This is a genomic window from Nostoc sp., from assembly GCF_036917515.1.
GTDB lineage: Bacteria > Cyanobacteriota > Cyanobacteriia > Cyanobacteriales > Nostocaceae > Nostoc.
This window is the reverse complement of sequence record NZ_JBALDE010000252.1, coordinates 38,283-65,047: the sequence shown is the minus strand read 5'-3', so window position 1 is coordinate 65,047 and position 26,765 is coordinate 38,283. Positions and strand designations below refer to the sequence as shown.

20 protein-coding genes and 1 pseudogene are annotated in these 26,765 nt (G+C 39.9%); 17 read left to right on the top strand and 4 right to left on the bottom strand.

Going from position 1 to position 26,765, the window contains the following annotated elements:
- Nucleotides 1-3,365 (bottom strand): HEAT repeat domain-containing protein (locus V7K89_RS32175; RefSeq protein WP_335194627.1); only part of this gene is annotated, 3,365 nt, incomplete at its 3' end.
- Nucleotides 3,366-3,441: 76 nt separating this feature from the next.
- Nucleotides 3,442-3,822, bottom strand: a complete 381-nt coding sequence (locus tag V7K89_RS32170) for a CU044_2847 family protein (protein WP_335194625.1) — start codon at nt 3,820-3,822, stop codon at nt 3,442-3,444.
- A 718-nt stretch (nt 3,823-4,540) separates the two neighbouring features.
- Between V7K89_RS32170 and V7K89_RS32165 the strand changes: the two genes are divergently transcribed.
- From V7K89_RS32165 to V7K89_RS32120, 10 genes and pseudogenes are all read left to right on the top strand, one after another.
- Nucleotides 4,541-4,900: a hypothetical protein gene (locus tag V7K89_RS32165; protein WP_335194623.1), complete on the top strand. Its 360-nt coding sequence runs from the start codon at nt 4,541-4,543 to the stop codon at nt 4,898-4,900.
- A 233-nt stretch (nt 4,901-5,133) separates the two neighbouring features.
- On the top strand, nt 5,134-6,438 hold the full coding sequence (locus tag V7K89_RS32160; protein WP_335194621.1) for a Tudor-knot domain-containing protein: 1,305 nt from the start codon (nt 5,134-5,136) through the stop codon (nt 6,436-6,438).
- A gap of 255 nt (nt 6,439-6,693) precedes the next feature.
- Nucleotides 6,694-7,812, top strand: a complete 1,119-nt coding sequence (locus tag V7K89_RS32155) for a phosphotransferase enzyme family protein (protein ID WP_335194619.1) — start codon at nt 6,694-6,696, stop codon at nt 7,810-7,812.
- The gene (locus V7K89_RS32150) at nt 7,809-8,396 is read left to right on the top strand and encodes a DOMON-like domain-containing protein (RefSeq protein WP_335194617.1); all 588 of its coding nucleotides are present in this window, start codon (nt 7,809-7,811) and stop codon (nt 8,394-8,396) included. Before V7K89_RS32155 ends, V7K89_RS32150 begins: the two co-directional genes overlap by 4 nt.
- A gap of 129 nt (nt 8,397-8,525) precedes the next feature.
- On the top strand, nt 8,526-8,948 hold the full coding sequence (locus V7K89_RS32145; RefSeq protein ID WP_335194615.1) for a hypothetical protein: 423 nt from the start codon (nt 8,526-8,528) through the stop codon (nt 8,946-8,948).
- A gap of 539 nt (nt 8,949-9,487) precedes the next feature.
- Nucleotides 9,488-9,727: a hypothetical protein gene (locus V7K89_RS32140; RefSeq protein WP_335194613.1), complete on the top strand. Its 240-nt coding sequence runs from the start codon at nt 9,488-9,490 to the stop codon at nt 9,725-9,727.
- Entirely contained in the window at nt 9,724-10,995 is a 1,272-nt protein-coding gene (locus tag V7K89_RS32135; RefSeq protein WP_335194611.1) for an ATP-grasp domain-containing protein, read from the top strand. The genes V7K89_RS32140 and V7K89_RS32135 overlap by 4 nt, the downstream gene beginning before the upstream one ends.
- A 558-nt stretch (nt 10,996-11,553) precedes the next feature.
- Nucleotides 11,554-11,769: pseudogene (locus V7K89_RS32130) on the top strand (NAD(P)/FAD-dependent oxidoreductase); the annotation flags it as partial.
- A 373-nt stretch (nt 11,770-12,142) separates the two neighbouring features.
- On the top strand, nt 12,143-13,153 hold the full coding sequence (locus tag V7K89_RS32125; protein WP_335194609.1) for an SDR family oxidoreductase: 1,011 nt from the start codon (nt 12,143-12,145) through the stop codon (nt 13,151-13,153).
- A 509-nt stretch (nt 13,154-13,662) separates the two neighbouring features.
- Nucleotides 13,663-14,850, top strand: a complete 1,188-nt coding sequence (locus V7K89_RS32120) for an MFS transporter (RefSeq protein WP_335194607.1) — start codon at nt 13,663-13,665, stop codon at nt 14,848-14,850.
- A 686-nt stretch (nt 14,851-15,536) separates the two neighbouring features.
- Here the strand turns inward: V7K89_RS32120 and V7K89_RS32115 are convergent.
- Nucleotides 15,537-16,253: a biliverdin-producing heme oxygenase gene (locus V7K89_RS32115; RefSeq protein WP_335194605.1), complete on the bottom strand. Its 717-nt coding sequence runs from the start codon at nt 16,251-16,253 to the stop codon at nt 15,537-15,539.
- A gap of 576 nt (nt 16,254-16,829) precedes the next feature.
- Here V7K89_RS32115 and glmM point away from each other — a divergent pair.
- From glmM to hpsP, 6 genes are all read left to right on the top strand, one after another.
- On the top strand, nt 16,830-18,302 hold the full coding sequence (gene glmM, locus V7K89_RS32110; RefSeq protein WP_335194603.1) for a phosphoglucosamine mutase: 1,473 nt from the start codon (nt 16,830-16,832) through the stop codon (nt 18,300-18,302).
- Nucleotides 18,303-18,716: 414 nt separating this feature from the next.
- Nucleotides 18,717-19,493 carry a glycosyltransferase family A protein gene (locus V7K89_RS32105; RefSeq protein WP_335194601.1) on the top strand — a complete coding sequence of 259 codons (777 nt, stop codon included), beginning with the start codon at nt 18,717-18,719 and terminating at the stop codon, nt 19,491-19,493.
- Nucleotides 19,494-19,898: 405 nt separating this feature from the next.
- Nucleotides 19,899-21,554 carry a hormogonium polysaccharide biosynthesis protein HpsL gene (hpsL, locus tag V7K89_RS32100; RefSeq protein ID WP_335194599.1) on the top strand — a complete coding sequence of 552 codons (1,656 nt, stop codon included), beginning with the start codon at nt 19,899-19,901 and terminating at the stop codon, nt 21,552-21,554.
- 234 nt (nt 21,555-21,788) lie between these two features.
- Nucleotides 21,789-22,769 (top strand): hormogonium polysaccharide biosynthesis glycosyltransferase HpsN, encoded by a 981-nt coding sequence (gene hpsN, locus V7K89_RS32095; RefSeq protein ID WP_335194597.1) that lies wholly within the window; start codon nt 21,789-21,791, stop codon nt 22,767-22,769.
- 74 nt (nt 22,770-22,843) lie between these two features.
- Complete coding sequence (gene hpsO, locus V7K89_RS32090) at nt 22,844-24,019, top strand: hormogonium polysaccharide biosynthesis glycosyltransferase HpsO (protein WP_335194595.1); 1,176 nt, start codon at nt 22,844-22,846, stop codon at nt 24,017-24,019.
- Nucleotides 24,020-24,062: 43 nt separating this feature from the next.
- The gene (hpsP, locus tag V7K89_RS32085) at nt 24,063-25,241 is read left to right on the top strand and encodes a hormogonium polysaccharide biosynthesis glycosyltransferase HpsP (RefSeq protein ID WP_335194632.1); all 1,179 of its coding nucleotides are present in this window, start codon (nt 24,063-24,065) and stop codon (nt 25,239-25,241) included.
- Here hpsP and V7K89_RS32080 read toward each other — a convergent pair.
- Nucleotides 25,238-25,948, bottom strand: coding sequence for a hypothetical protein (locus tag V7K89_RS32080; protein ID WP_335194593.1), 711 nt, complete (start codon nt 25,946-25,948; stop codon nt 25,238-25,240). The genes hpsP and V7K89_RS32080 overlap by 4 nt on opposite strands.
- Before the next feature lie 121 nt (nt 25,949-26,069).
- Here V7K89_RS32080 and V7K89_RS32075 point away from each other — a divergent pair, with 121 nt between their 5' ends.
- Nucleotides 26,070-26,708, top strand: coding sequence for a peroxiredoxin (locus V7K89_RS32075; RefSeq protein ID WP_292860289.1), 639 nt, complete (start codon nt 26,070-26,072; stop codon nt 26,706-26,708).
- Nucleotides 26,709-26,765: the final 57 nt, after the last annotated feature.

The following is a 26,765-nucleotide window of genomic DNA, read 5'->3' as shown; positions in this document are numbered from 1 at the left end:
CCAATATTACCCAAAGCCGATGCCGCGTCGTATCTCACGTATGATTCAGAGTCCTTGAGGGCGGCGATTAATTCCGGCACAACTTCTGCATTGCCGATTTTACCCAAAGCCGATGCCGCGTTGTCTGTCACGTATGATTCAGAGTCCTTGAGGGCGGCGATTAATTCCGGCACAGCTTCTGCATTGCCGATTTTACCCAAAGCCAATGCTGCGTTGTATCTCACGTTATAATTAGAGTCCTTGAGGGCGGCGATTAATTCCTGTACAGCTTCTGCATTGCCAATATTACCCAAAGCCGATGCCGCGTCGTATCTCACGTATGATTCAGAGTCCTTGAGGGCGGCGATTAATTCCGGCACAACTTCTGCATTGCCAATATTACCCAAAGCCAATGCCGCCTTGCCTCTCACGTTATAATTAGAGTCCTTGAGGGCGGCGATTAATTCCGGCACAGCTTCTGCATTGCCGATTTTACCCAAAGCCGATGCCGCATCGTATCTCACGTATGATTCAGAGTCCTTGAGGGCGGCGATTAATTCCGGCACAGCTTTTGCATTGCCAATATTACCCAAAGCCGATGCCACCTTGCCTCTCACGTTATAATTAGAGTCCTTGAGGGCGGCGATTAATTCCGGCACAGCTTCTGCATTGCCAATATTACCCAAAGCTGATGCCGCGTTGCCTCTCACGTTATAATTAAAGTCCTTGAGGGCGGCAATTAATCCCGGCACAGCTTCTGCATTGCCAATATTACCCAAAGCTGATGCTGCGTTGTATCTCACGTATAATTCAGAGTCCTTGAGGGCGGCGATTAATTCCGGCACAACTTCTGCATTGCCAATTTTACCCAAAGCCGATGCCGCCTTGTCTCTCACGTATGATTTAGAGTCCTTGAGGGCGGCGATTAATTCCGGCACAACTTCTGCATTGCCAATTTTACCCAAAGCCGATGCCGCGTTGCCTCTCACGTATGATTTAAAGTCCTTGAGGGCGACGATTAATTTCTGAGACATCTGCAAATTGACTTTTCCCAATGCCACTACAAGCGATTCAATAAAAATAGCTTTGGGGTAACGTCGCCAAAACTTGTAAATCTTATTGATTATCTTGGCAATTAATTTTGGATTTTGGCTGATTCCACCAGAAGCTTCTCCATTCTGCTGAACTTCAACAATACATCTCCCCGCCAATAATAACAGCGTCTGAAAAATATCATCCTTTTCTTTAAACAATGCTTCTATCAACAGCATGGGATTTTTCATTAAACTTGCCAATAAAGTCAAAGTTTCATGAGAATCATATTCCCAAAATAGTTTTTTTGCTAAAGCAATACCATCACTATTATTATTTTCAATGGCTTGATTGAGATAATATGCTGTGAAATATTCCTGAAAGGTGCGATGTAAAAATAAATATTGCTTTCCTTCTCGTGAAAACTTTTGAATAATTCCATCTGCTTCCGAAAGTTCTTTAATTAATTCCTCATTAGTTTGATTTTGGAAATCGCGGATTTCTTGCTTATTTAAAGATTTTTCAATTATCTTATGCAATTCATCACGATAAAAAACTTCTTTGCCCTCACTGCTAAACTTATATGCCAGATCAGCTAATAACTTCTTTTTAGCAATTACATTTTCGGGGGATAATCGATTATTATCATTTCTCCATTGACTTAACATATAATCTACAGCTTTTTCATAAACTTGGGCACGACGTGCGGGAAGCCTTAGCCCTTTGGTTTGATACAAACTACACAGCAAAGATAAAAGTAGAGGATTTTGCGCTAAACCAGCAATTTGTGGTTTATTTTTTATTTCAACAATCAGCCCTTCTGCGGAAACAGAATCATCTTCAATATAACCAGCCGCATTCTTAAACCAAATTTGAATATATGCTTCTGTTTGCGTTTGACTAAAAGGAACAATTTCAACTTCCTTAGCACTATCTACAAAAGCACCACCATAACCAACAATTCTGGAAGTACAAATAATTGGACAGTCATAATTTCTTATAAAACGGTTGAGCCTTTCTTTTAAACAAGGGCGATATTCTTGTGGAACTTCATCCAAAGCGTCTAAAAGTAAAAGACATTTATTATTTTTTAATTTATCTTCTAATAAATATTTGATAGATTTTGCTGTTTTTGGATAATCTCTCTCAATAATTAGAGGAATAGCATCAATAATTTCTTTTTTAGCTTCAGCTAAATCAGATAACCGCAAAAACAACGGAAATATTACATCATTTACACCTAATTTTGACCTAACCCCTCCTCTCCTTGAAGAAAAGGGCGTATCTTGCTCCCCTCCCTTTGTAGGGGAGGGGTCTCTTAATAATTTCTCCCTTTCCTCACGAGCAATTAACCCAGCCTCCATCCTTAATAAAGTAGATTTTCCCATACCTGGGTCAGCCAAAACCATAATTTTTTGGTTTTCTTTTTTTGCCTTTTCCCAGTCAACAACAACTCGCTTTGTTTCCTCTTCTTTTCTCTTTTGCAATTCCTCATCAAAACCTTTCATTGTGTAGAGACGCTTAAATCCGGCTTCACCTTCTGTATATGCCCAACTTGTTTCTATTTCATGTTTGTATTTTCTTTCTAAAGTTACTTGAATCGGGATATATTGCTTTTTTAAGATAATTTTCTCTTGAGTATGGAACAGTTTAATATATTTAAAAGATTCTTCAATATCTGCCAAAAAACTGCAAACAGCATTTTTCTCTGGTTCTAATCCTAGCTTATCTAAACTATCAAGAAGATTATCCCAGCGAATTACATAACTTGCATCGCTTTTACTGCATTGAATCACTCCCACCACACCGCCCAACTCTTCAGCCAAAACCGCACCGCCACTACTTCCCGATTCAACCTTCGCATCCAGTTGGTGGGACAAAAACGCAGAATTTTCCTGTGGGAGCTGATTCCAAGGATTATTAAACTTTATTTCATTTTGATTGCGAATTTTATAAGTTGAAACTACATTCAGAGGCACACTATGACGAATACTTTTGGCAAAAACATCAAATCCTTCCGGGAAATTAACCTTTTTCGCTGGCGGAAAACCATAGACTTTTACTGATGTTGATATCTGTTGAGGATTAATAATTGGAACCGTCTTTGCAGACTCCACATTTATTTTTAAAATTGCAATATCTACTTCTAAATTTGAGAATTTTTCGCACCATTCCGCAGGATAAATTTGTCCTTGATATTCTACTCTGAGCGCATCCAACAAATAGATAACATGATGACAGGTGACAAGATAGCCATCAGCGCGAATAATAAACCCAGAACCGACAGTACCCCCATTAGAATCGAGGATTTTGACCATTGATTCTCTCAGTTCATCTAGGGTGTAATTGCTCATGTTCGTGAGATATACTTAAAACGGCTTAAAACTATGATTCTGAGCGAAGCATTTAGTCCGCGCAAGCAAATTAAACTCATGTAGTCGCAGGGTTTAGCCTGTCTGGTTTCTGTGGTGATTCTTCCTGACTCAAATTCCACTCAATTGTTACCTTCACATTAGCTTGTGCGCTTCCCTTAGTAACAAAAGGAACTCCTGTTTCTCCTCCAGCTTGCAAGCCAAATTCCATTGTCACTTTACTTGGTGCTTTATCAGTTATCCCTTGCTTAACGCTATTGAGTATCAGTCCAGAATAATTGCGTACCGTACTAATCATCATTTTTTGTAGCCTTTCTGACCTTTCCCGGATGTCGTCAATATATCCAACGGCTTGCAATTCATCACTATCAGTGTCATCGTATTGAATATAGATTTTTTCTCCATCGGAACCAATAATTTCTGTTATCTTTGCTGACATAAGCGTATTATTATTACATTACCTTGAGCATTTATAATTTACCAGATGTTGCTCAATTTCCGATTTTTCGCTTTGGATCTATGCATTGCTGGTAAAATGAGATTTTAGCTGAGGTTTGTAAGTGGAGTGCGATCGCACTCTCTAAGGTGTACACATAAGTCAAATTACCCCCCTTAGTTCCCCCTTGCAAAGGGGGAAAAAAGGAATCTAGTTCCCTGCCCAATGCATCGGGGAGGGTTAGGGTGGGGTAATCTTCCCTATAGGAACATTCCGCCTTGACGTTTCCGTGTTTCGCGTAGTCTGTAGCAACTTCCGCCTTCCCTGTAGCAGCTTCCGCCTTGACGTTTCCGTGTTTCGCGCAATCTGTAGCAACTTCCGCCTTCCCTGTAGAAGCTTCCGCCTTGACGTTTCCGTGTTACGCGCAGTCTGTAGCAGCTTCCGCCTTGACGTTTCCGTGTTACGCGCAGTCTGTAGCAGCTTCTGGCTTCACGTTATGAGAAACAGACTTGTGTTAAAACATCTTCTCTTAAATAGAAGACGTTTTTGAGGTACAGCACTGCTGTGCCCCAACAATAAATATGGTTTTAATTGGCAAAAAATACTGTGAAATACTTAAATTTTAGGCTTTTTCAGAAAAATCAACAATTTCACGTATGACAATTTTTTCAACAGTTGTCCACTATAGAGTTATCAGTAATTTAGAGAATAAGTATTAATTATGGCAAGACCAAAACGCAATTCACGTACTCTTGGCAAAGCTGAAGTACGTCTAGCAAGCATTAAATCTATTAATCCAACTCTTGATGTCGGAGAAAGCTTAACAGTCAAAGATTATACTGAAAAAATTGAAAACCTCCGACAATCTCTGGAAGCATACAATACCACCCTCTCTACTATTGATGTCTTACTAACCCAGATCGTTGAAAATGAACAAGATTTGGCAGACTATTCTGAGAAAATTTTGCGTGGTATTGCTTATAAATATGGTAATAATAGCCATGAGTATCAGATGGCTGGAGGTATTCGTAAAAGCGATCGCAAGCGTACTGTGCGTCAAAGCGTCCTATTGCCAAAGTAAGTAGGTGCGATTAAACGCGATCGCATCCCTCGCAGACTCAAGCTGTTGATTCAGCTTTGCACTTGGAATGCGATCGCCTGTGCAATATCTTTAAGTGTAGCGCCTGTTACTAACATCGTTATTTTTTGGTCAAGTCGGGGAACTCTAGAAATACGGTTTAGCAATTCCCCCAGCGTTGATTATCTGGGCTGCTCTAAACCGTGTTGTCACACTGGAGTTTTGAGGAGCGGCTGATGGATAAATCAATTATTCAGTTGGTTGACGAATTACCAACTGACAATATTACTGTCAAAGTTTTAAAGGCTCTTGATTATGTAGCACCAGGTGAATGGAGCAATTTGACGGGGTTTGACAATAATATTCGCGCCATTACTAGAGAAACCGATGCTAAGGTAATTCAAAAAATCCGCGATCGCGCCGTCACCTTATACGAAGATCCTCAACAAGGCTACCAGTTTGCAATCAAACTTTATCAAACAATTGATAAGGCAGACACAGCTATGGCAGCAGCGGCTTTAGCGAATAAAGTTAGTGAGAAAATCGGTTTTCTCTCTTTTTTAGGCAAAATTACTCCTAAAGCCGACGTAACTCAATCCATTGATTTGGTATTGAAAATCGCAGTCGAAATCATCGCCTTTTGTAAACTAAACGGTATTCCTCAACCTAATCCTCAAGAGTTTGCTAATTCCCTGACTAACAACTATCAAAATGCATCCCTAATGCGGATGGTAGCTCTAGTTTGTCTAGATGGAATTCTGCCCTTGGGTCCTGACTTTCTCAGCAAAATTCACGGAGTTATTAGTGGCACTGATGCTGGCGCAATAACTCAAAATCCGGTTTTCTTAGCCGTTAATAACTTTCTTCCAGGCAATAATACCTCTGATAAAGTTGGTTTTATCAATCAGGGGTTCAACTCCGTGCAAGGCTGGATGAATAACTTAGTATCCAAGACAGGCATAACTCCGCAATCAATTTCTAGTAACTTGGGTAATTTTATTCAGATTGCTGATGATAATTTAGATTTAGTTGCAGCATTCCTAGATCAAACTACCAATTACTACGAGCATACAGGAATTCAAACTGTCGTTCGCAGTTTGATTTTGCAAGCATACGCTTTAGTAAAAGAGGAAATTAAACAAGAGGAACAAAAGCCGATTCAAGATATCTCATCTGCTGTAAAATCAGATAAGAATCAGTATGAAGTAAGCAAAACAGTAGAAATCTGGGATAATGATGACGAGGATTGGTATCAGGGAACAATTGAAAAAATCGAAGATGACCAGTTCTTTGTTCATTACCTTGGTTACGGTTCATCTTATGGCGAGTGGGTAGGCGAAGATGACATTCGGACTCGCGATCTTCGCTCCACTGATGAAAATGGATATGCAGTAGGTCAAAAGGTAAAATGTTGGGATGATGACCGAGAGGCTTGGTATTCTGCAACAATAGAGCAAATCCAAGGACAGCAATACTTTGTTCACTACGTTGGTTATGACTCATCTTATGACGAGTGGGTTGATAGCGATGAGATTTCCTAACTGTTGAATTAGCACGGGGTTGATGAGAATTGCAACCCGCAGATTCCCGACTTTTCAAATAAGTTGGGTATTTTGTTTTTCAGGAATGGATTCAGGATTGCTGTAGTACTTTTAAAAATTCATAATTGACAGTTCGGTAATCAATTACGAATTACGAATTACGAATTACGAATTAAAAATTATCTTGACACTTGCGCTACGATATCCCCTATTGCTTTCTTGCAATGTACGTGAGGAGTAGTACAGGTCAAACAGATGATAAAAGAATTCAATACACAGGATACCCGGAATCTGGTGGCGATCGCTAACCAATTCGCCCAACTGGGGAAGGTTACAGGCGTTAAAGCATTTGGCAGTGGTAATATAAATGACACCTTTTTAGCAACTCTAGATTCCTCAAAGGAACAACATTTTGTCCTGCAACGCATTAACACACAGGTATTTCGTCAGCCACAACTGATTATGCAGAATATGCGTACTTTAACTGAACACGTTCAAAAAAGGTTGCAAGATACACCCCTTAATCGTCGCTGGGAAGTGCCACGCGTATTGTTGACCAAAAACGCTCAAGACCATTGGAAGGATGCAGATAGCTCATTTTGGCGGGCAATTAGCTTTATTCAAGGCTCCCACTGTTTTGATAGTATACGCGATCGCTCCCACGCGAAAGAAATCGGTTATGCCTTGGGAATGTTTCACAATTTAATCAGCGATTTGCCAGCAGAAAAACTTGCTGACACCCTCGAAGGGTTCCATATTACACCGTTTTATCTCCAGCATTACGAGGAAGTTTTGCCGAAAACTAGTGCGCCTCAATCTTCTGAAGTTAATTATTGCTTACAGTTTGTCAGTGATCGCCAAGCCTTTGCACATATCTTAGAAAATGCTAAAGCTGAAGGCAAGCTACCCTTACGTCTGATGCATGGTGATCCAAAAATTAATAACGTGATGTTTGACATTGTTACCCAGCAAGCCGTCAGCGTCATCGACCTGGACACCGTGAAACCCGGTTTGGTACATTACGATATTGGTGATTGCCTGCGATCGGGTTGCAATCCGGCTGGTGAAGAAACCGAGAATTGGGAAAGTATTTATTTCGATACCGATTTGTGTCAGGAAATCCTCCAGGGTTATCTCGCTGTGGCCAAGGCATTTCTGACCGAGAATGATTATGCATACATATATGATGCGATTCGTCTAATTACTTTTGAACTAGGACTGAGATTCTTTGCTGATTATTTAGCAGGGAATGTCTACTTCAAAGTTAAGCACCCAGAACATAACTTGGCAAGAGCGATCGTCCAGTTTAAGCTTACCGAAAGTATTGAATCTCAAGAAACGCAAATTCGCAAAATTATCGAAGATATGAAATGAACCTCCAGACATTTTCCCTGCATCCTTTCCTTTCTACTGATTCCTTTCCTAATTTAAAAATTACAGGCAATATCTCCCGAAATGCTAATCAACTTACCATCTGCTACAACCTTGGAGGTGACTTAAAAAAAATTGCAATTGCTCCACTGTCAAATGCACCATCACGCAAGTATGGATTGTGGGAAGACACTTGCTTTGAGTTCTTCTTTGGCATTAAAGATTCTCAACAGTATTGGGAATTCAACCTCTCCCCCGCCAGACATTGGAATGTCTATCGCTTTGATGGGTATCGTCAAGGAATGCAAGAGGAAACAGCCTTTGAAAAGCTACCATTTAATGTTCAAAATCAAGCCGATGGTTTAACACTTGCCTTAGATGTCAATTTGGATAAAATCGTCTTAGCAGAACAAGAAATTGAAATTAGCATTACTACAGTCATCAAACATAGAGATGGCAAGGTGACTTACTGGGCGTTAACTCATCAAGGCATGGAGGCTGACTTTCATCTACGAGACAGTTTTATTGTTAAGTTATCAGATGTGATTACTGCTACCAAGATGCCAGAACGAAAAGGCAGCAAATAAGTCACCCATTTGGATGAGAAACAATTCAACCGTTTGAGTGAGCCAATTGCATAAGGTTAATTTCTATAAATAAGAGATATCTATTAGTAGAAACTATTGATTCTACTTTACTCTAGTTAAGGGTACGTAATGAAATTAACAACATTGATAAATTATACGGTTATCATTGCCTCTCTTGCCTTCACATCTAGTATTGCTAGCGCTCAAACAGCCATAAAGAGCAACTACATAAGTGCTGATGTAACTAGTGAGAAATCAATAAACACAGCAGTTAATCCTGATGCATTAGGCAGTAATTCCACCAATGTCAGCTACATTAAACCTTTTAATCTTGTTTATCTTGCTTACCAAGGTGGTTTCAAACAACAAGGAGTTCCTAGTGGAGGAGCTTTGATTTCTGAAGGTCAGCGTGGAAATATTACTGCGAAAGATTTAGTCAAAGCTGCAATCAATGCTCGCAAACTACCAACACAATTTTTAAACAATCAAGATTACATCAGCGCTGTTAGTTCACAATTAGGAATATTAACCGGAATAGATTATCCTGGATAAGTCGAGCTTTGTCTATGGTTATTTGTAAATTTGTAATTGGATGCAATACAAGTTCACCTTTACCTTAACTCCTTTCGCATCAGTTGAAATAACCCCTGTACATCTAAGGTATGGGGGTTTTAGATTAGATTTTTTAGCTATTTTTATTAAATAAGAATATTACGTGTCTGCTATCTTAATTGAATTATGCCATTCGGCAGTTGAGCAACAGCGATCGCAATGAATCGAATTATACTCGCGGTAGATGCACAGCAAAAAATAAAGGCAATTTTAAGAATTATAGCTGTTTCAAATCGCTACTTGAGTATTTTAAAGGGTGATGTACTGACAGGCAGAAAGATTAGGTTAAATATCTTATACCACAGCTATATTTACACATCTGCATTTTTATAATTATTGCTATATCAGATAAACAATCATTTTAGACTAATATTATTTTAAAATAATATATAAAGTAATTTACTTCTTTTGTTTGATAGAGTTAATTAAACTACAAGTAAGATAGATCAATAAAGAGCAAAATAGCAAATATTAGCTTTATGCAAAAAAAATATAGCAATCTTCAGAGTATAAAATCTAGTAAAACAAAACAATTACAGCGCTTTTATCAAAAAAATCAACCAAAAGATAGATTTGTTTCACCGAAACTTGCCCAAGCCTTTGCTGCAATTACGAAAGAAATTGTCTCTCATCAAGACAGGATGCTACTGGTAGGAGTGCAGATAGCAGATGTATCTGTCCAACTGTTTGAGAATGCGGTTTATCGGAGGGCTAAATGAACTCAAAATATAACTTTCAATACTTTCAAGGAAGTTCTCTTTCTGATCTATTTGCTCAAGACATCACAGATGCATCTTATGGGTTTATCCTAAATTACCCTGCAACTGCCAGTTGGGCTGCTTATCCCAACCTGGAAAAATATTTTATTCAAGATGGCAGTAGTGAAGCCACCAAAACCTCCTTTGACAAGATTTGCCAAAAGGAACCTTGGAAAATTTTAGCTGTATTAGGCGATCGCATTCCCGGAATTGCGATTAATCCGCCGCCAAAGTCGCTGCTTGCCTACTGGCAAGAGCATTTCGGCTTCAGCTACTCCAATATATCGATGATGGATCGCTTGACTTATTTGGATGACCTCAGTCACAGCGAACGCTTTGACAAACTCATCACTCTATTTCCCTTTGATCGCCTAAAACCTGAAAAACACGCTATCGATTCAGACACCCATTACCGCTTACTCAGCAAAGTAACCCTAGCCGAACTGGGGGTGCAATGTCCAAAATACGAGAGCTACAATTTGCACACCTGTAGTCTAGAAGACATTCAGTTACCACAATTTCCCTACTTAATTAAAACGTCCCACGGACTCTCAGGAGAAGGCACTTATATTATCAAAAGCCCCAGCGATCTCAACTACTGCCTTGAAGAAATCAATAAATATCTAGATATTAAGTCGCTCGATAAAATTATTGTCTCGGAGTTCGTCAAGAATCAGGTACAGAATTACTGCGTACAGTTCTATGTCAACAAGGCGGGAGACATAACCCTGATCGGCACTACCTGCCAACTCGTCACTCCAGAAGGCAACTATTTAGGGGGACTGATTAACTACCGCAACACTGACATGAGCAAGTTCTTTGAAATGATTGCTGCCATTGGTCAGTATGCTCACAAACAAGGTTATTTTGGCGTGATTGGCTTCGATGTGTTGGAAGATGAAGACGGACAATTTTATGCGATCGATGCCAATTTCCGAGTCAATGGATCGACTCCGTTGTGCTTGCAGCGTCATACCCTACTGGGACTAGGAAAGGAAGTAGCTAAATATTCCAGTGACTACCGTATGGAAGGAGCGTTGGATTCAATTTTAGTGACCTTAAAACCAGAACTAGATCGCAAGGACTTGATCATTCTGTCGGCTTTAGAGAAGGTCAAATACGGAAAAATCTACACGGAAGTTTATGCGATTGCTACTGGAGAATCTCTCGAAGAAATGCAGTATATCGAGCATAAATTAGAAAAGAAAGGATTACAATGGCTCCCTTAAACAATACCATTGTTTATATTTGGTATTAAGAAGTTTTATTTCTCGTAGAAACTGAGGTTCTTTGCCTAAATCTTAAAAGAATTAACTTCGTTTTATACAATTGAGGAAAAAATAAAAATAAATAACTTAGAATACTATAGCAATATTTGGTAAAGCAGTTAAGCTAAATTGGGAAACTATAAAATTAATGTTTTAGATTGTTATCAATTTTTTATAAAATAAGCTAAAAAAGATTAAGTATAAGCATTTTTTTGTTAGTAGAGATTCACTTTTGATGAAGATTAAATTGAAACTTAATAATCTATACTTTATTTGATAGATAGATTTTTTATATAATTTAAATATAATATTTATCTTATTTATCGCTTGATTTAAATGGCAAGTAATCTAAAATTTTGATTTATTTATAGCCTTACTCATTTGGGCACAATCCTATACGTAGATAGTAGCAAAATTAGATTAAAAATAAATTTGCTTCTTGGCGATAAAAGTACTACTGCTAGATATATAAATATTCTATAACCCACGAAAGATTTAGATATCTTCAACACTTTCTAACCCTTGCCAGAATTAGCTAACTACAAAACACCAATTGATAACTTGTATCTTACTGGTGCTGGAACTTATCCGGGTGGTTCAATTTCCGGTTTGCCAGGACGTAACTGTGCGCGTGTGTTTTTGCATAATGAGCAACCCATCGCCCAGAAAATCAAGGAAGCGGGAGGTTCAATTAAATCTGCTTTCGCATCTGTCTTGAGGAGTGAATCAGACTAAGAGGCTGTTTGTAAAAAAAGTAAATAGCATCAGGAGATTGCGTCATTTGAAAGTTGAGTCTGAAGTAGGTAAATGGCTACAAATGAGATTTTCTAAACTTTTTCGAGTAAGTTTTTGATGCTTTTTAGTCGAAACTATCAAAAGTCTAGACAATACCCTGAGATACATCCTGTGACGCTTTCAGATTCCCCAATAGACAGAGAACTGCAACCGTAATAATAATTAACATATATATGTATAGTAGAGTTATTAAAAAATATTTTTAATAGCAATTGATACTAAGAAAGCGACTGAATTACCTACTGAAGCTAAAGTGCTATAACGCTGTCGAAGCCAATTCTCAATCCCTAATTTATTTTAAAAAGTAACACTTATGCAATTAAAGCCAATCAATCAGCAAGTCGTTTCTGTCGTTGGAGCCTCCAGCGGTATCGGACGTGTCACAGCTCTTGAGTTTGCTAGACGCGGCGCAAAAGTCGTAGTCTCGGCTCGGAGTGAGTCGAAGCTAAAGTCTTTAGTGGAGGAGATTCGTAGCTTTGGTGGTGAGGCAACTTTTTGCGTAGCTGATGTGGAAGTATTTGAGCAAGTTAAGGCGATCGCAGATAAAACTGTGGAAGTCTACGGACGACTCGATACATGGGTACATGTCCCCGCTATCGGTATCTTTGCTACTTTCGACAATACAACACCAGAAGAGTTTAAGCATGTCATTGATGTCGATCTCATGGGACAAGTGTATGGTGCAATGGCGGCTCTACCCCATCTGAAGCGTGAGGGACAGGGGGCACTGATCCACGTCTCTTCAATGGAAGGTAGGCGATCGCTCCCCTACCAAAGTGCTTATTCGGCAGCTAAACACGGGGTGGAGGGCTTTATCGAAGCCATGCGCCTTGAGTTGCAACATGAAAAATGGCCGATCAGCGTCACGAGTGTGAAACCAGCAGTGATCAACACTCCCTTTTGGAATAATGGTCTGACGAAATTAGGCGTAAAGCCTTCTGGGATACCACCTTACTACGAGCCTAAACTTGTAGCTGATGCTATCCTCTATGTAGCCGAACATCCAACTCGTGACTACTTAGTTGGGGATGTAGCTAAAATATTAGATGTGGTACAGCGCGTCTCACCATCATTAGTAGATTCACTGTTACTGCTCGTCGGCTTCGATTTACTACATTCTTCTGAGCCGAAGTCTGAAGATGCACCAAATAATTTTTACCAATCTGTTCCTGAAGACGACAGAGTTAACGGAGATTTTGGTAACTTAGTTATACCGAGTGTTTCTGACTGGCTAGAAAAAAATCCGCTTCTCCAGTGGGGTGCGATCGCTGGTACAGTAGCATTAGCATTGCTAGCAACTCAAGCATTCAAAAAGCAAGGATAAATAGACCTGTCCGAAAATTTGCGTTTTTACAAGGATTTGAGAGAAATCCTTGTAGAATTGTTGGCAATGTAGTAATGTAATTTAAAGAAGGTTATTAATAGTTTAGGGTAGAAAAATACATAACTATTGATTCAGGCGATGCCTTCTCTACGAGACGCTACGCGAACGGTGGGCTTCGCCTACGCTATTTTTTCTCAAATTGAATCAAGCAATACTCTAAGAGGGAAGATTTAATTTTCTGAAAGCCCTATGTAGTTATGGTATTGGCGTATTTCACTCTTATTCAGGTTCGTCAATATTTAGATGCGTTTGCCGTGTCAGTTTGGTAAGTTCATTTTTACATCAATTAATAACGAATTTTATAGCTAAATTCGTAGTGGACATCAATAAAATAATTTAGGTTGTGTCAGTGCATGACTACAAAAAGATGAGTATAAAGTTATTTTTGAGGATGATTAATTGAGTAAATCTCAGCAGTCAAATTGTCCGATCCAGGAGCATTCCAGCCAATGAGAGACTATCAACGCACCCTACCACCTCTGTGGATAGGTTCAGCGATCGCCTTCTATGCCTTTATTGCCATTGGCATTGCTGAAGCAGGATTAGGAGTTCTTCTGCCCTCGATTTTGTCTACATATAACCTGACTCCAGCAACCGTTACCCTACTTTTTCTCAGTCAAATTAGCGGCTACATTCTAGCAGCATTCACCAGTAGTCTTGTGAGTAGTCGGCTGGGGTTAGCCCGAATGCTATTGATTGCTGCGGGTACGCTGACGATGGCACTGATAATCTATGCCATCTCACCCTCCTGGTTTCTCATGGTTGCGGCTGGATCGGGGTTGGGATTGGGCATTGGGCTGATTGATGCAGGCATCAACACCTACATTGTGCAAAATTCCCGCAGTGCCAGTCTGATTGGTTTGCTCCATGCTTTCTATGGTATTGGTGCACTTTCAGGCCCCGCGATCGCTACTACTTTATTAGCAGTTGGCATGAACTGGCGACAGGTTTATGGGGTATTAGCCGGAATTGTCAGTTTATTAATTGTGAGCGTGCTGGGCGTCATCATCTTCAACTACACACCAATGACACTACGGGTATTGCCATCAAAGACAACTGCGTTAGAAAATCTGGGCAGAGCGCTCCAAAACCCGATAGTACTGCTAACTGGACTACTTTTGCTAGTTTATGTTGGTACTGAAGCCTGCATTGGCAACTGGGCATACACTGTGCAATCCGTCGCTCGTCACACTCCCACGCTGATTGCTGGTTACAGCGTTAGTGCCTACTGGCTGGGATTAACATTGGGACGTTTCATCTTAAGTTATTTCTTGCAATGGCTTGGGGCAGTTCGCACAATTAGTATGTCGCTCAGTCTTGTGATCATTGGATTGCTTGCTTGGTGGCAACTGCCAGATCAATGGATTAGCTTACCGTTGATTGGCTTTGGGTTGGCAGCCATCTTTCCTGCGACCATTTGGTTAATTCCTCAACGATTACCTGATCCCCATGTTCCTGCGGCTGTTAGCATTGCCACTAGTGCCGCCAGTTTGGGGGCAGCGATTATACCCACTGGAGCAGGCTGGGTTGCAAGTTGGGCAAATTTAGAAATCATCCCAATGTTGATGCTGCCATTGGCGCTCTTAATGGTGGGCTTACATTGCTGGCTGGTGCAACATTCGGTAAGAGGCAAGTAGGGGCACGGTATACCCATTGGTGTCGAACTTAAGCAAAAAGTCAGCATAAGATGTAATCTAAGAACATTAAACCAGATGCTTCAACTTTTAATCCTTGAGATTGTGTGAAGACAAACCAGAGAAAAATCATCTGCGATCGCATTTAAAGAGTTAAGTTGGTCAATGCGGGGATGAAAGTAGCCATAAATCAGAACTGGTTGATGTTGAGTAATAACACCGCTAGCCTGCCACAGAACTTCAGCAGGAAGTATCTATCATGCCCCTTTCTCTGAGCAAACTTACGTATATTTGAGCTAAAAGAGCTAGTTTTTGGGTACGATTACTACTAATTTTTGAGGTTAAATTTTGGCTTCCCTATAATGAAAGTCCATTTTCCTTAAGATATAACCTCAGTACTCATAATTGTCTATACATCATCACACTGGATACTGAAGATAGATTTTGATTCTAGCAGTGCCTTTATAGTTTCATCATTACCAAAAATTTGGTATTAATAAGTCCTTCAATCATAATTGAGGGGCAATCTCCCCATGCTTGCTTTCACGAATCAAAAGCAGTCACAAGGCTATTGCCCCTAAATATTTTGAGCGTTGATCGCTCTTTCCCCACAAACACCTATGAATTATCCTCAATTGGGATATCTGAACTTATGACTCCACACACCATACTCCGCAATCTCAACACGATTACTCAGCAGTGACGAGTTCAGTACTACCGCGTGTACGACGCCGTGTGAGGCTATTATATAGCATTACACCGATCGCTTTAATTAAATTGCCTTCCAATTCTTGGAATAGCTTCATGTTCATGCCAAAGGCGGCGTTAGCTTCATCAACGATGCGATCGGTTGCCGCCTCGTCAAGGGGTAATTCATCCAAAGTTTGCCGATATTTGGCTTTGAATGCCTTCTCGTCAGGAATTTCTGGAAATTCATAAAAAGCTGTTCCTTGCCCATCAGACAAATTCATCGCTGTTACAGCAATATTTTTGAGAATTTGCCCCCCGGATAAGTCACCTAAGTAACGAGTGTATGAATGGGCGATTAACAATTCCGGTTCTGTAGCAGATATTTCTCGGATGCGCTGTACATAAGCTTCACCCGCCGGAGATAGTTTGATTTGCTCTTTCCAGTTTGCACCAAAGTAATAACTCAGGTCTTGCTCTAGGCTATGCTTGCGGTTTAGCTGAGGAAAGTTAATTTTAGAAACTATTGGGTGCTGGCGGTGCTTTTCCATTTCCTCTTCCATCGCTGAGTAGACGAAGTAGAAGTTAGCAACTAGTTTCCGGTAAGAGTTTTTTTCCACTACTCCTTTTAAAAAGCACTTGACAAAACCTACATTTTCTGCCATTGTGTGGGCTTTCTTAGTGCCTACACGTAATTTGGTTGCTAAATTGCTGCTCATGCTAAATTTCTCACTTTAAAAAGTTAACTGGCGGAGTTTTGATTCGCTAACGGCTAAAAAGGCCATTAAAACGTTACCTTAAAACTATTTGATGAGAATTTATATTAAAATTTTTTAAGCTGTGATGATTTTGTCGTTTTTTACACAGCAACGAGGCTAAGAAAACAGAACTTTAAATTTCAATATTTTGATGATTTTTTTGTGTTCTTAACTGAATCTTGCTTTCATTCTCAGCTTTGGTGAAAATTTTTGTGATAAAACCAGAGTAATGTTTATTACATACTTCGTGGTTGGTAGCATTGCAATGTGGGAACTAAAACAGATAAAAATCAAAAATAAAGTTGCGAATATAGAAGGAATAATTAGCTAAAATGTGGAGATTTTACTGATCAGGTAAAAACCAATACTGACTTTATCAAAGATTTACAATCAAAAACCAAATAATTCAGTATTATTACGTAAAGATATTTTGTTCTAAAATGAATTTCTTAAAGAGAAAAAGCATGTCAAAATTGCTGAATAAAGGTCTTAAGTGCTATTTATTTTTCAGTGTGATTGTGTGGAGTGTTTAAAAATATGGTTTCATCTATAACTCGGACATCAGGCATTTCTGGGGGTTCTACTTCTGAAGTTGAGGGATTGGGCAAAGGGATTGAGAGCAGTTTTGGAATGAATTTAATCTCACTACCAGCAAATCCCTTATTTGGTACAGATGGGATTCGCGGACGAGTGGGAGAATTACTGAGTGCGCCTTTAGCATTGCAAGTTGGTTTTTGGACGGGGATTGTTTTACGTAACCATGCTATTCAAGTAGGGCCAGTCATTCTCGGACAGGACTCTAGAAACTCCAGCGATATGCTGGCAATGGCTTTGAGTGCAGGGTTAACAGCAGCAGGGTTAGAGGTTTGGTATTTGGGATTATGTCCCACTCCTGGGGTTGCCTATCTCACCAGTGTCACTGATGCCATCGGCGGAGTGATGATTTCTGCTAGCCACAATCCCCCAGAAGACAATGGGATTAAGGTTTTTGGTGCTAATGGTGGGAAGTTACCGCAAATATTGCAGGCAGAAATTGAAGCGGGATTGCGTGGCAAAATATCACCTATTACTAGAGTCAGTAATTGCGGACGGCATTACTCACGTTTGGAGTTAGTGGAAGATTATGGTTCGGCATTGAAAAAACCCTTGCACAGTCCCCTAAATCTTCAGGGAATGAAGATTGTTTTAGACTTGGCGTGGGGAGCAGCAGTTGGATTAGCACCATCAATATTTACACAAATGGGGGCGGAGGTAATCTGCTTGCATAACGAGGCAGATGGCGATCGCATTAATGTTAACTGTGGTTCCACGCACCTAGACATTCTGGCAGCAACGGTACAAGAACACAACGCTGATATCGGCTTTGGCTTCGATGGCGATGCTGATCGCGTCTTAGCAGTAGACAATACAGGCAGACAAGTTAACGGCGATTACATTCTCTACCTGTGGGGACACAATTTACAACAAAACCAACAATTGCCAGACAACCTGATTGTATCTACAGTTATGGCCAACTTGGGCTTTGAGAAAGCTTGGCAGCAAATTGGTGGTAACTTAATTCGTACCGCAGTTGGCGACCAATACGTGCAAGCCGAAATGCAGCGCACTGGAGCAATGTTAGGTGGTGAACAATCAGGACATATTCTTTGCCGTCATTATGGCGTGACTGGAGATGGCTTGTTAACAGCATTACACATAGCATCTTTGGTGAGAGAGGCGGGTGTTCCCTTGAGCGAATTAGTAGATCAGAGCTTCCAAACCTATCCACAATTGTTGCGGAACGTGCGAGTTGTCGATCGCGATCGCCGTTTGGGATGGCAAGATTGCCAACCTGTGCAACAAGCGATCGCTCTTGCTGAAGCTGCAATGGGCGATTCCGGCAGAATTTTGGTTCGCGCCTCTGGCACAGAACCAGTCATCAGAGTAATGGTGGAAGCTGCCAATGCTGAACTCGCTAACTACTGGACAAATGAACTAGTTTCACAAGTACAGCAGCATCTAATGGACTAAATTAGCTAATATCTCATCTCAGCTTAAAAAACGCCAAATTTAATCACAGCCTCTACCATTTAACCACCCTTGGTTATGTGTAGAAGCTGTGACATTTTGATTACTTATTAAACCCGAATAATTTAATAAGGTTTGGTTAAGATTTTTTGATAAAAATTCTAGATCGCTATAGATGTGACCAATCGCCGTCAAGACGAAACGACTAATTATTGTAGAGACGGCGATTCATCGCGTCTCTTGCCTTAATTTCATAGAGATGGCGGTTGGAAATTAAGCTTTTTGGCGATTTTTGCGTAAGTTCTGTGTGGGCACAACTAAGGAATGCGGACATGATATGACATTTAGTCTTAGCATAAGTCTTAACGTGTTATTATTTGCTTCGAGATTCCTAGCTGTTTGTTCTGATAAAATACAGTGCTTATTTTTATTATCCCACTAAAAAGTGCACAAGTTTCCAATTCCTGGGAGCGTGTAACACAATTATTTGAAAGATGCATTAAATCAGTTTGCAATCAAACTTCACCTAACTTTCACGTTATTGTTGTTTGCCACGAAAAGCCCAAAATAGAATTTACTCATCCTCAAATCACATATATTACAGTTGACTTTTCTTTTCCAAACGAGCCTACTGCTGAAGCCAAAGGAGACACAGATAAAGGGCGTAAAATCTTAAAAGGATTGGTTTATGCTCGTCAATTTTCTCCCACTCACACTATGACCGTTGATGCTGACGATTGTGTGAGTGAAAATTTAGCCAAATTTGTTCAACAACACCCTGATTCTAATGGATGGTTTATAAATAAAGGTTATAAATATCAAGAAGGCAGTAATTACATATATATTAAAAGAAGCAATTTTTATAAAATGTGCGGTACTTGTAATATTCTTCGATATAATTTGAATGATTTGCCTGAAACCGCAGAATATAATCGTGGTTACGGATACTACAAATATTATATAGACCACGCTCAAGTCAGAGATATTTTAAAGAATAAAGGGAAATCAATTAAATCATTACCATTTCCAGGGGCAGTTTATATTTTGGAAACAGGAGAAAATCTTTTTAACAATTCAAAAAGATTAAGATTTAACATTTTTAATCGTAAATTGTTAAATCAATCATTGAGAAATGAATTCGGATTATACAAATTACAGCAATCCAAAGAGATTTATCAACTATCAGAATTGTAAATTGTTTTTGAAAAAATCTCAGTAGTTTTGTAGTGGCGTGTAAAGGCTAAGTTGTTGCAATAAACTTTTTTGTGGTGCGGGCAAGATGCTCACACCAGACAGGCTATAAGCCCGTCCCACAAGAATTTCCTAATGCACTATTTTAGCCTTGACACGCCAGTAGTTTTTGCTTTAACACAACACCAGTTGAGTACAACGGATAACGCAGCGTAAAGCCTTCTCCTAAAGGAGACGCTAACGCGAACAGCATAGTTTCTTTACGAGAGGCTGCGCCAACGCTTAGAGCAAGTACTTGAGCGTCGGGAACCTCTGCAACGCACTAGATCCCTTACGTGTATTTTAAAATCAAATATTAGTTCCTATATAATGGAGTATTTTGCGAGGCTGATAGGCTACAGTGCCACTATGCCAAAATTCAAATCAAAATCTCGGCAATCTAAAAAATCGAAAAAACAGGCTAAAAAGGAAACTTCTACCCTTAGCCTCAAAGAACAGTTAGCCCAAAAGCGTAAATCTGCCCAAGTACGTAAAGAAGTCACTAGCTTACTCACCACCGCCATTTTTGGCGGTGTCTTCGTTGGCATTCTACTTTTTTTCGTAGCTGGAATTAAAGCAGCAGTCCCTGGTGTGTTAGGGATAATAGTCATTTCCCTTTCCTACAAATATCCGCGCCAAGCCTTATATGCCTTCATCATTTACATACCTGTGGGAGGTACTGTCACCTACTACTTGGGCAACAGTCCCATACTCCAATTAGCTAAAGATGCCTTTTACGTTCCAGCGTTAATTGGACTTTGGCAGACTTGCCGTAGACAGGGGCTACCCATAATTATTCCCAAAGGCATTAAAATCCCACTTTATATTGTTTTGGCTTGCAGTCTGCTAACACTGTTGTTTGTCAATGGTGGACAACAATTTAATCCGCCTAGTGCGGGACTATTAGAAAAAGCACGCCAAGAAATACCATTAGGCATGGGAATTCTGGGACTAAAAGTATTTTTAGGCTATGTCCCCCTGATTGGTTGTGCTTACTATCTAATTCGCGATAAGCGGGATTTTCTATTTTTATTGCGCCTCCAGATTGTCCTTACACTGATTTGCTGCGCGCTGGGATTTATTCAATATTTTTTACTACTAACTGGTGTATGTCAAGGCACTAGAGGTCTTGAAGGAGATGCCTTATTTAGAGCAACACTCGAAGCCCGGTGTTATTTTGGTGGAGCGCTAGTATATAGTCCCGAAGAAGGGATTATTCGCCTACCAGGGACATTTGTAGCTCCTTGGCAGTGGGCATGGTTCTTAATTTCTAGCACCTTTTTTACCTTTGCCACCGGCTTCAACGATCCCTCCCCAATATGGCGGATAATCGGTTTAGCTTCTTTAGTGGGAGTCTTTATCGATGCTGTAATCTCTGGACAGAGAATCGCCTTAGCTTTAGTACCAATCTGCTTCGGGATTTTGCTATTACTCACCGGACAACTTGGCAACCTGAAACGATTTATCCCTATAGGCGTGGGACTTGCCTTCATTCTGGGAATTGCGATGGTGGCTAACCCTGCTGTTGTACAAGAGAGAACCGATAGTTTTGCCAGTCGTTGGAACGCTTCACCACCTCAAGATTTTATCGTCCAGCAATTTGAAGAAAATTGGAAAAACGTAGATGGGCCATTGGGAAGCGGCTTAGGACGAGCAACAAACTCTGCGCGTGTGATGGGTGAAACTAAGCTTGTAGAAACCTACTACCCGAAAGTACTTTATGAAGTGGGAATTTTTGGATTATTAGCGTTTCTGGGTTTGGTATCAACTTTAACAGTTCTTGGCTTTAAAACCTATCGTTCTATAAAGAACCGTAATTTCCGCAGTTCCGCAGCAGCTTTATGGGTGTTTATATTGTTTATTAGTTACAACACTTACTACTATCCTCTGGATGTCGATCCTGTTGCTGCCTATTATTGGTTTTTTGCGGGAGTTCTTTTTAAATTGCCAGAATTGGAGAAACAAGATAAGGAAGATGCCAACCCTCAGCAAAAAAACAAGAAAAAACGTCTAAAAACAATTTAAATGAAATAAAAATGACCAAAGAATATCATTGAAATTCTCGCCATACACTTATTTTTCGATGATACTTATTGATGAGTAAGCAATTTCATAGTCAGAGAGAGGAATGAAAGCGAGGTTTTTCAGAAACCGTGAAAATACAGTGTGTAAATTAAAGCAATAATCATTTACTGAATTTCATGAAAACTAATTTTTACAAGGCTATTATAGAAATTGTAAAATTACTTAATAAAAGTTATGAATAATTGGCCATTAGTTACTGTAGTTATCGCAACCTACGGACGAGAAGAAGCGCTACGCGATAGCATTGTGGATGTCTTAAAACAGGACTATCCAAATTTTGAAGTTTTAATTGTAGACCAAACTCCAAAACATCAACCAGAAATTCAAGCCTACCTAGAAGATATGCTGGAGGCAGGTAAAATTAAATGGTTGCGCTTAGATTGGGCAAGTTTGCCAGGGGCGCGGAATTATGCTGTCCGGCGGTCATCTGGTGAAATAATATTGTTTATTGATGATGATGTTCAGTTAACTCCTGGATTGTTAGCAGCCCATGCGAAAAATTATGTGCAAAATCCAGAGGTTGGGGCTGTCGCCGGTCGGGTCTTTGACAAAATGAAATTAGGTGATTCTGGAGGAGATTTACAGATTGAATATCTGCCTCCCGAAGCTATGGACCCAGGAATTGCTTGGTATCATATTGATTTAGTACATACCATTAAACCCCAACAAGTGCTGACAGCGAGGGGTTGTAATATGTCATTTCGCTGCGAAATTTTTACTAAGTATGGATTGAGGTTTGATGAGAGATTTGCTGGGAGTGCAGTACGCGAAGAGTCAGATTTTTGTTTACGGTTGCGACAAACGGGGTATAAGATTTGGTACGACCCAGAAGCCCATTTGGTGCATTTAGGCGAAGAAACAGGGGGTTGTCATGATATTAGTATGCGATCGCTAAAATATCAACTCACCTTCTACCACAACCATTTTTTACTGGGGCTGAAAAACCTGACTGTGAGTCAAGCTTTACGTTTATATGGTCGTTTATTTGACTGTCACGTTCTCGGACGCCCACCTTGTCACAAAAGCGGTTCTCCCATCAAAATTGCCACTCGCGCTATTTTCTACACTTTGGGTTTTTTCAAAGCCTTGGGTACTGTCATCCAATCACTATGGAACGATGGTCAAATTTACAGTCGATTGGATGAACAAGTTTAGTTATTGTGTATGGGGCATTGGGCATGGGGTATTAGCTATTAAAAAAAATGACAAATGACAAATAATAAATATCAATGAAAATCTTAGTTGCTAGTCACACTTATATCGTAGACCTCAACTGTGAAAAACTACGTGCTTTATCTCAACTAGAATCTGACATTGAAGTGACAGTTGTAGTCCCAAAGCGGTGGAAACCAGGTGGTGTACAAAACAAAATTATTGAAACTGAATACCGTGATGAAGGCAGATTTAGAATAGTTCCAGTTTCTAATTTTAGTCAAAATCATCAAGGACTCCTTACATTTGGCGCTGATTTGATATCTTTATTAAAACAATTTCGCCCGCAAATCATCCAAGTAGAACAAGGGTCTAGAGCCTTGGCTTATACTCAAATGATTACCCTAAATCAGCTATTAAGACTCAATGCAAAAAATGTATTTTTTACCTGGTGGAATCTTCCTTATAAACTGAAACTACCAGTTGCTTTATTAGAAAAGTATAACCTTAACCACAGCCACGGCATTATTTCTGGCAATCAAGATGGAGCAGAAGTTTTGCGACAACGAGGATATAAAGGGGTAATTAAAGTCATGCCACAACTGGGTGTAGATGAAAGTTTATTTACTTTTAAAACCCAACCAGAGTTAGCAGCAAAGTTAGGCATTGAAAAAGAGGATTTTGTAGTAGGTTTTGTGGGACGATTTGTGCAAGAGAAGGGTTTGTTAACGCTTTTGCAAGCCTTAGCAACTTTGAAAAATAAATCTTGGAAATTACTGTTATTGGGACGGGGAGAGTTACAAAGCGAATTAATCAAAATAGCGACAGAAAACAATATTAAAGAACGATTAATTTTTATAGAAAGTGTTCCTCATCATGAGGTTGCAAGCTATATCAACTTAATGAGTACTTTAGTATTACCTTCAGAAACAACTTACAAGTTTAAAACCTTAACTTCTGCTGGCTGGAAAGAGCAATTTGGTCATGTGTTAATTGAAGCGATGGCTTGCCAAGTTCCTGTGATTGGTTCTGATTCTGGGGAAATTCCCTATGTAATTGGTGATACTGGTTTAGTATTTACTGAAGGTGATGTTCAAGCTCTTGCTAATTGCTTAATTCAATTAATAGATAAACCAGATTTTGCTCATAATCTTGGTGAAATGGGTTATCAAAAGGCAATGATTCAATATACAAATAAAGCTTTGGCTAAACAGCAATTAGAATTTTATAAAAAGTTGGTTATTAGTGAATAATAAAGGACAAAGGACAAATGATGAAAGACAAATGACAAAAAAAATGAAAATATTACAAATTGTTCCTTCAGTTTCTCTAATTTACGGCGGCCCTAGTCAAATGGTACTAGGATTAGCTCCAGCCTTAGTAAAAGAGGGAGTAGAAGTTACAATTCTCACAACTGATAGTAATGGTGATAATGGTCAGACACCTCTGGATGTCCCTTTAAATCGTCCTATTAAACAAGATGGCTATGAAATAATTTACTTTCGTTGCGCGCCGTTTCGTCGCTACAAATTTTCCTTAGATTTATTAAACTGGCTAAAACGTCACGCTCATGAGTTTGACATAGCACATATTCATGCTTTATTCTCACCAATAATTAGTGTTGCTGCTCTTGTGTGTCGTCAGCAAAAGCTACCTTATATTTTCCGTCCTTTGGGTACTCTCGACCCGGCTGATTTACAGAAGAAAAAGCAATTAAAACAGCTTTATGCCGCAATTATAGAACGTCAAAATTTAGCTAGTGCGGCAGCAATTCATTTTACCAGCGACCAAGAAGCTAAAATATCAGAAAGATTTGGAGTATCTACGCCAGATTTGGTGATTCCCTTGGGTGTGATTCCCCGTCAATCTTCTCTTAAAAATGTATGTAGTCAGTTAGAAATACCAAAGGATGTACCATTGGTACTGTTTATGTCACGAATTGACCCGAAAAAGGGGTTGAATTTGTTGATTCCGGCGCTAGAGAAGCTATTAGCGATTGGTTATAAGTTTCATTTTGTCTTAGCTGGTACTAATCCCCAACAACCAGATTATGAACAAAAGATAATATCCCAAATTCAAAATTCACCACTGCGATCGCACGCTACAATTACTGGCTTTGTCACTGGTGAACTCAAAGTTAGTTTACTACAAACTGCTGATTTATTTGTCTTACCTTCCTACTACGAAAACTTTGGGATTGCTGTAGCTGAAGCGATGGTAGCAGGTGTACCCGTAGTCATTTCTGACCAAGTGCATATTTGTCAACAGATACGTGATAGTGAGTCGGGTTGGGTAGGTGCAACAAATGTTCAAGCACTGGTAGAGTTACTGCAAGAGGCTTTGGAAAATCCCGCAGAACGCCAACGACGGGGATTAAATGCCCAAAAGTATGCCTTGGAAAATTTTAGCTGGGATGCGATCGCCAAGCAAACAATCCTAGCCTACCAAAAAATTCTGGCAAATAAATTAATTTAACTCAACGCAGACAACAGCAATTTCTGCCAAATAGGTGCTAAAACTGCTTTGACAACAATATCCGCAATCACAAAACCAATCCCAATCAACATATAAGTTTTCGGAAAGGGAGATTTCGGAACTTCGCCTCTGATGCGAGTTACTAGATTTAATCCTAAAGCAGCTAAAGCTACTCCAGTGGCGATAAACCCGATTATCCGCAAAATTGACCACGGATACCACCCTAAGATAGCTGCTAACCAAGGTTTAGTGCTAACTTTCACTAATTCTGTAACATAAAAATTCATGTAGTTCAGCATCCAAGTGCCGAATATTAATGCCATGCTACTTAAGGTGACAACGCAGAGAATACAAAAAATTCCGTAGTACAATAAATGGTCTGGTAAAAATGAACCCAGTGAACCTTCTGTACCTTCTCCCGTGCGAATCCAGTGCAACATCTCTGTAGTGTACGACTGTCCACGGAGGATGACTTTTGCTGCTGTTTCTGGTGAGATCGCTGTTGCTATAATTACGGCAATACTCTGCAAAACTCCCCACAGTAACATCCACCAAAAAGCACTTTTATATTGTTGACGACGTACTCGTAAAAAGAAAATGGGATAAGGGACAGCAGCACCTAAAATTGGCATCAACTGGGGAACTCCAAAAACAAAACTCGCAGTTGTGCTGAGGATAACACCAATAACTAAAAAGGTTATTATCATAAATAATTCAAAAATACTAAAATTTTGTTTCAAACTGCTAAAGTCCGATTGGGAAATAGGGGTTTTATGTCATGATGGCATACTAGAATATATATGCCTTTCTAACTACAGGGAATCTCTCATGGCTCTCCGTCTAGGTGACACAGTACCCAACTTTACGCAAGCCTCAACACACGGCGACATCGATTTTTACCAATGGGCAGGTGACAGCTGGGTTGTGCTGTTCTCTCACCCTGCTGATTTTACACCTGTTTGTACAACAGAACTTGGCACAGTTGCCAAGCTCAAACCAGAATTTGACAAGCGCAATGTCAAAGCGATCGCACTCAGCGTTGATGACGTAGAATCCCACAAAGGCTGGGTGGGAGATATTGAAGAAACTCAAAGCACCACCCTCAACTACCCAATTTTGGCAGATGCGGATCGTAAGGTTGCTGACCTTTATGACATGATCCACCCCAATGCGAATGCAGCTGTGACAGTGCGATCAGTCTTCGTGATTGACCCGAATAAAAAACTCCGTCTCTCTTTCACCTACCCTCCCAGTACGGGACGCAACTTTGATGAACTTTTGCGGGTGATTGATTCTCTGCAATTGACTGATAACTACAGCGTAGCGACACCAGCTGACTGGAAAGATGGAGAGGATGTTGTAATTGTCCCCTCACTCAAAGATCCAGAAGTACTAAAACAGAAATTCCCCAAAGGCTACGAGGAAGTTAAACCTTATCTGCGGCTAACTCCTCAGCCTAACAAGTAAATCTGAAAATGATTTCGGATAAAAAAGCAAAGACGCCAAGATATAACTTTGCGTCTT

Bases quoted from the DNA above. Each gene is read 5' to 3' on its own strand.
- V7K89_RS32170 (WP_335194625.1), bottom strand. From the start codon at position 3,822: ATGTCAGCAAAGATAACAGAAATTATTGGTTCCGATGGAGAAAAAATC.
- V7K89_RS32165 (WP_335194623.1), top strand. From the start codon at position 4,541: ATGGCAAGACCAAAACGCAATTCACGTACTCTTGGCAAAGCTGAAGTA.
- V7K89_RS32160 (WP_335194621.1), top strand. From the start codon at position 5,134: ATGGATAAATCAATTATTCAGTTGGTTGACGAATTACCAACTGACAAT.
- V7K89_RS32155 (WP_335194619.1), top strand. From the start codon at position 6,694: ATGATAAAAGAATTCAATACACAGGATACCCGGAATCTGGTGGCGATC.
- V7K89_RS32150 (WP_335194617.1), top strand. From the start codon at position 7,809: ATGAACCTCCAGACATTTTCCCTGCATCCTTTCCTTTCTACTGATTCC.
- V7K89_RS32145 (WP_335194615.1), top strand. From the start codon at position 8,526: ATGAAATTAACAACATTGATAAATTATACGGTTATCATTGCCTCTCTT.
- V7K89_RS32140 (WP_335194613.1), top strand. From the start codon at position 9,488: ATGCAAAAAAAATATAGCAATCTTCAGAGTATAAAATCTAGTAAAACA.
- V7K89_RS32135 (WP_335194611.1), top strand. From the start codon at position 9,724: ATGAACTCAAAATATAACTTTCAATACTTTCAAGGAAGTTCTCTTTCT.
- V7K89_RS32125 (WP_335194609.1), top strand. From the start codon at position 12,143: ATGCAATTAAAGCCAATCAATCAGCAAGTCGTTTCTGTCGTTGGAGCC.
- V7K89_RS32120 (WP_335194607.1), top strand. From the start codon at position 13,663: ATGAGAGACTATCAACGCACCCTACCACCTCTGTGGATAGGTTCAGCG.
- V7K89_RS32115 (WP_335194605.1), bottom strand. From the start codon at position 16,253: ATGAGCAGCAATTTAGCAACCAAATTACGTGTAGGCACTAAGAAAGCC.
- glmM (WP_335194603.1), top strand. From the start codon at position 16,830: ATGGTTTCATCTATAACTCGGACATCAGGCATTTCTGGGGGTTCTACT.
- hpsL (WP_335194599.1), top strand. From the start codon at position 19,899: ATGCCAAAATTCAAATCAAAATCTCGGCAATCTAAAAAATCGAAAAAA.
- hpsN (WP_335194597.1), top strand. From the start codon at position 21,789: ATGAATAATTGGCCATTAGTTACTGTAGTTATCGCAACCTACGGACGA.
- hpsO (WP_335194595.1), top strand. From the start codon at position 22,844: ATGAAAATCTTAGTTGCTAGTCACACTTATATCGTAGACCTCAACTGT.
- hpsP (WP_335194632.1), top strand. From the start codon at position 24,063: ATGAAAATATTACAAATTGTTCCTTCAGTTTCTCTAATTTACGGCGGC.
- V7K89_RS32080 (WP_335194593.1), bottom strand. From the start codon at position 25,948: ATGATAATAACCTTTTTAGTTATTGGTGTTATCCTCAGCACAACTGCG.
- V7K89_RS32075 (WP_292860289.1), top strand. From the start codon at position 26,070: ATGGCTCTCCGTCTAGGTGACACAGTACCCAACTTTACGCAAGCCTCA.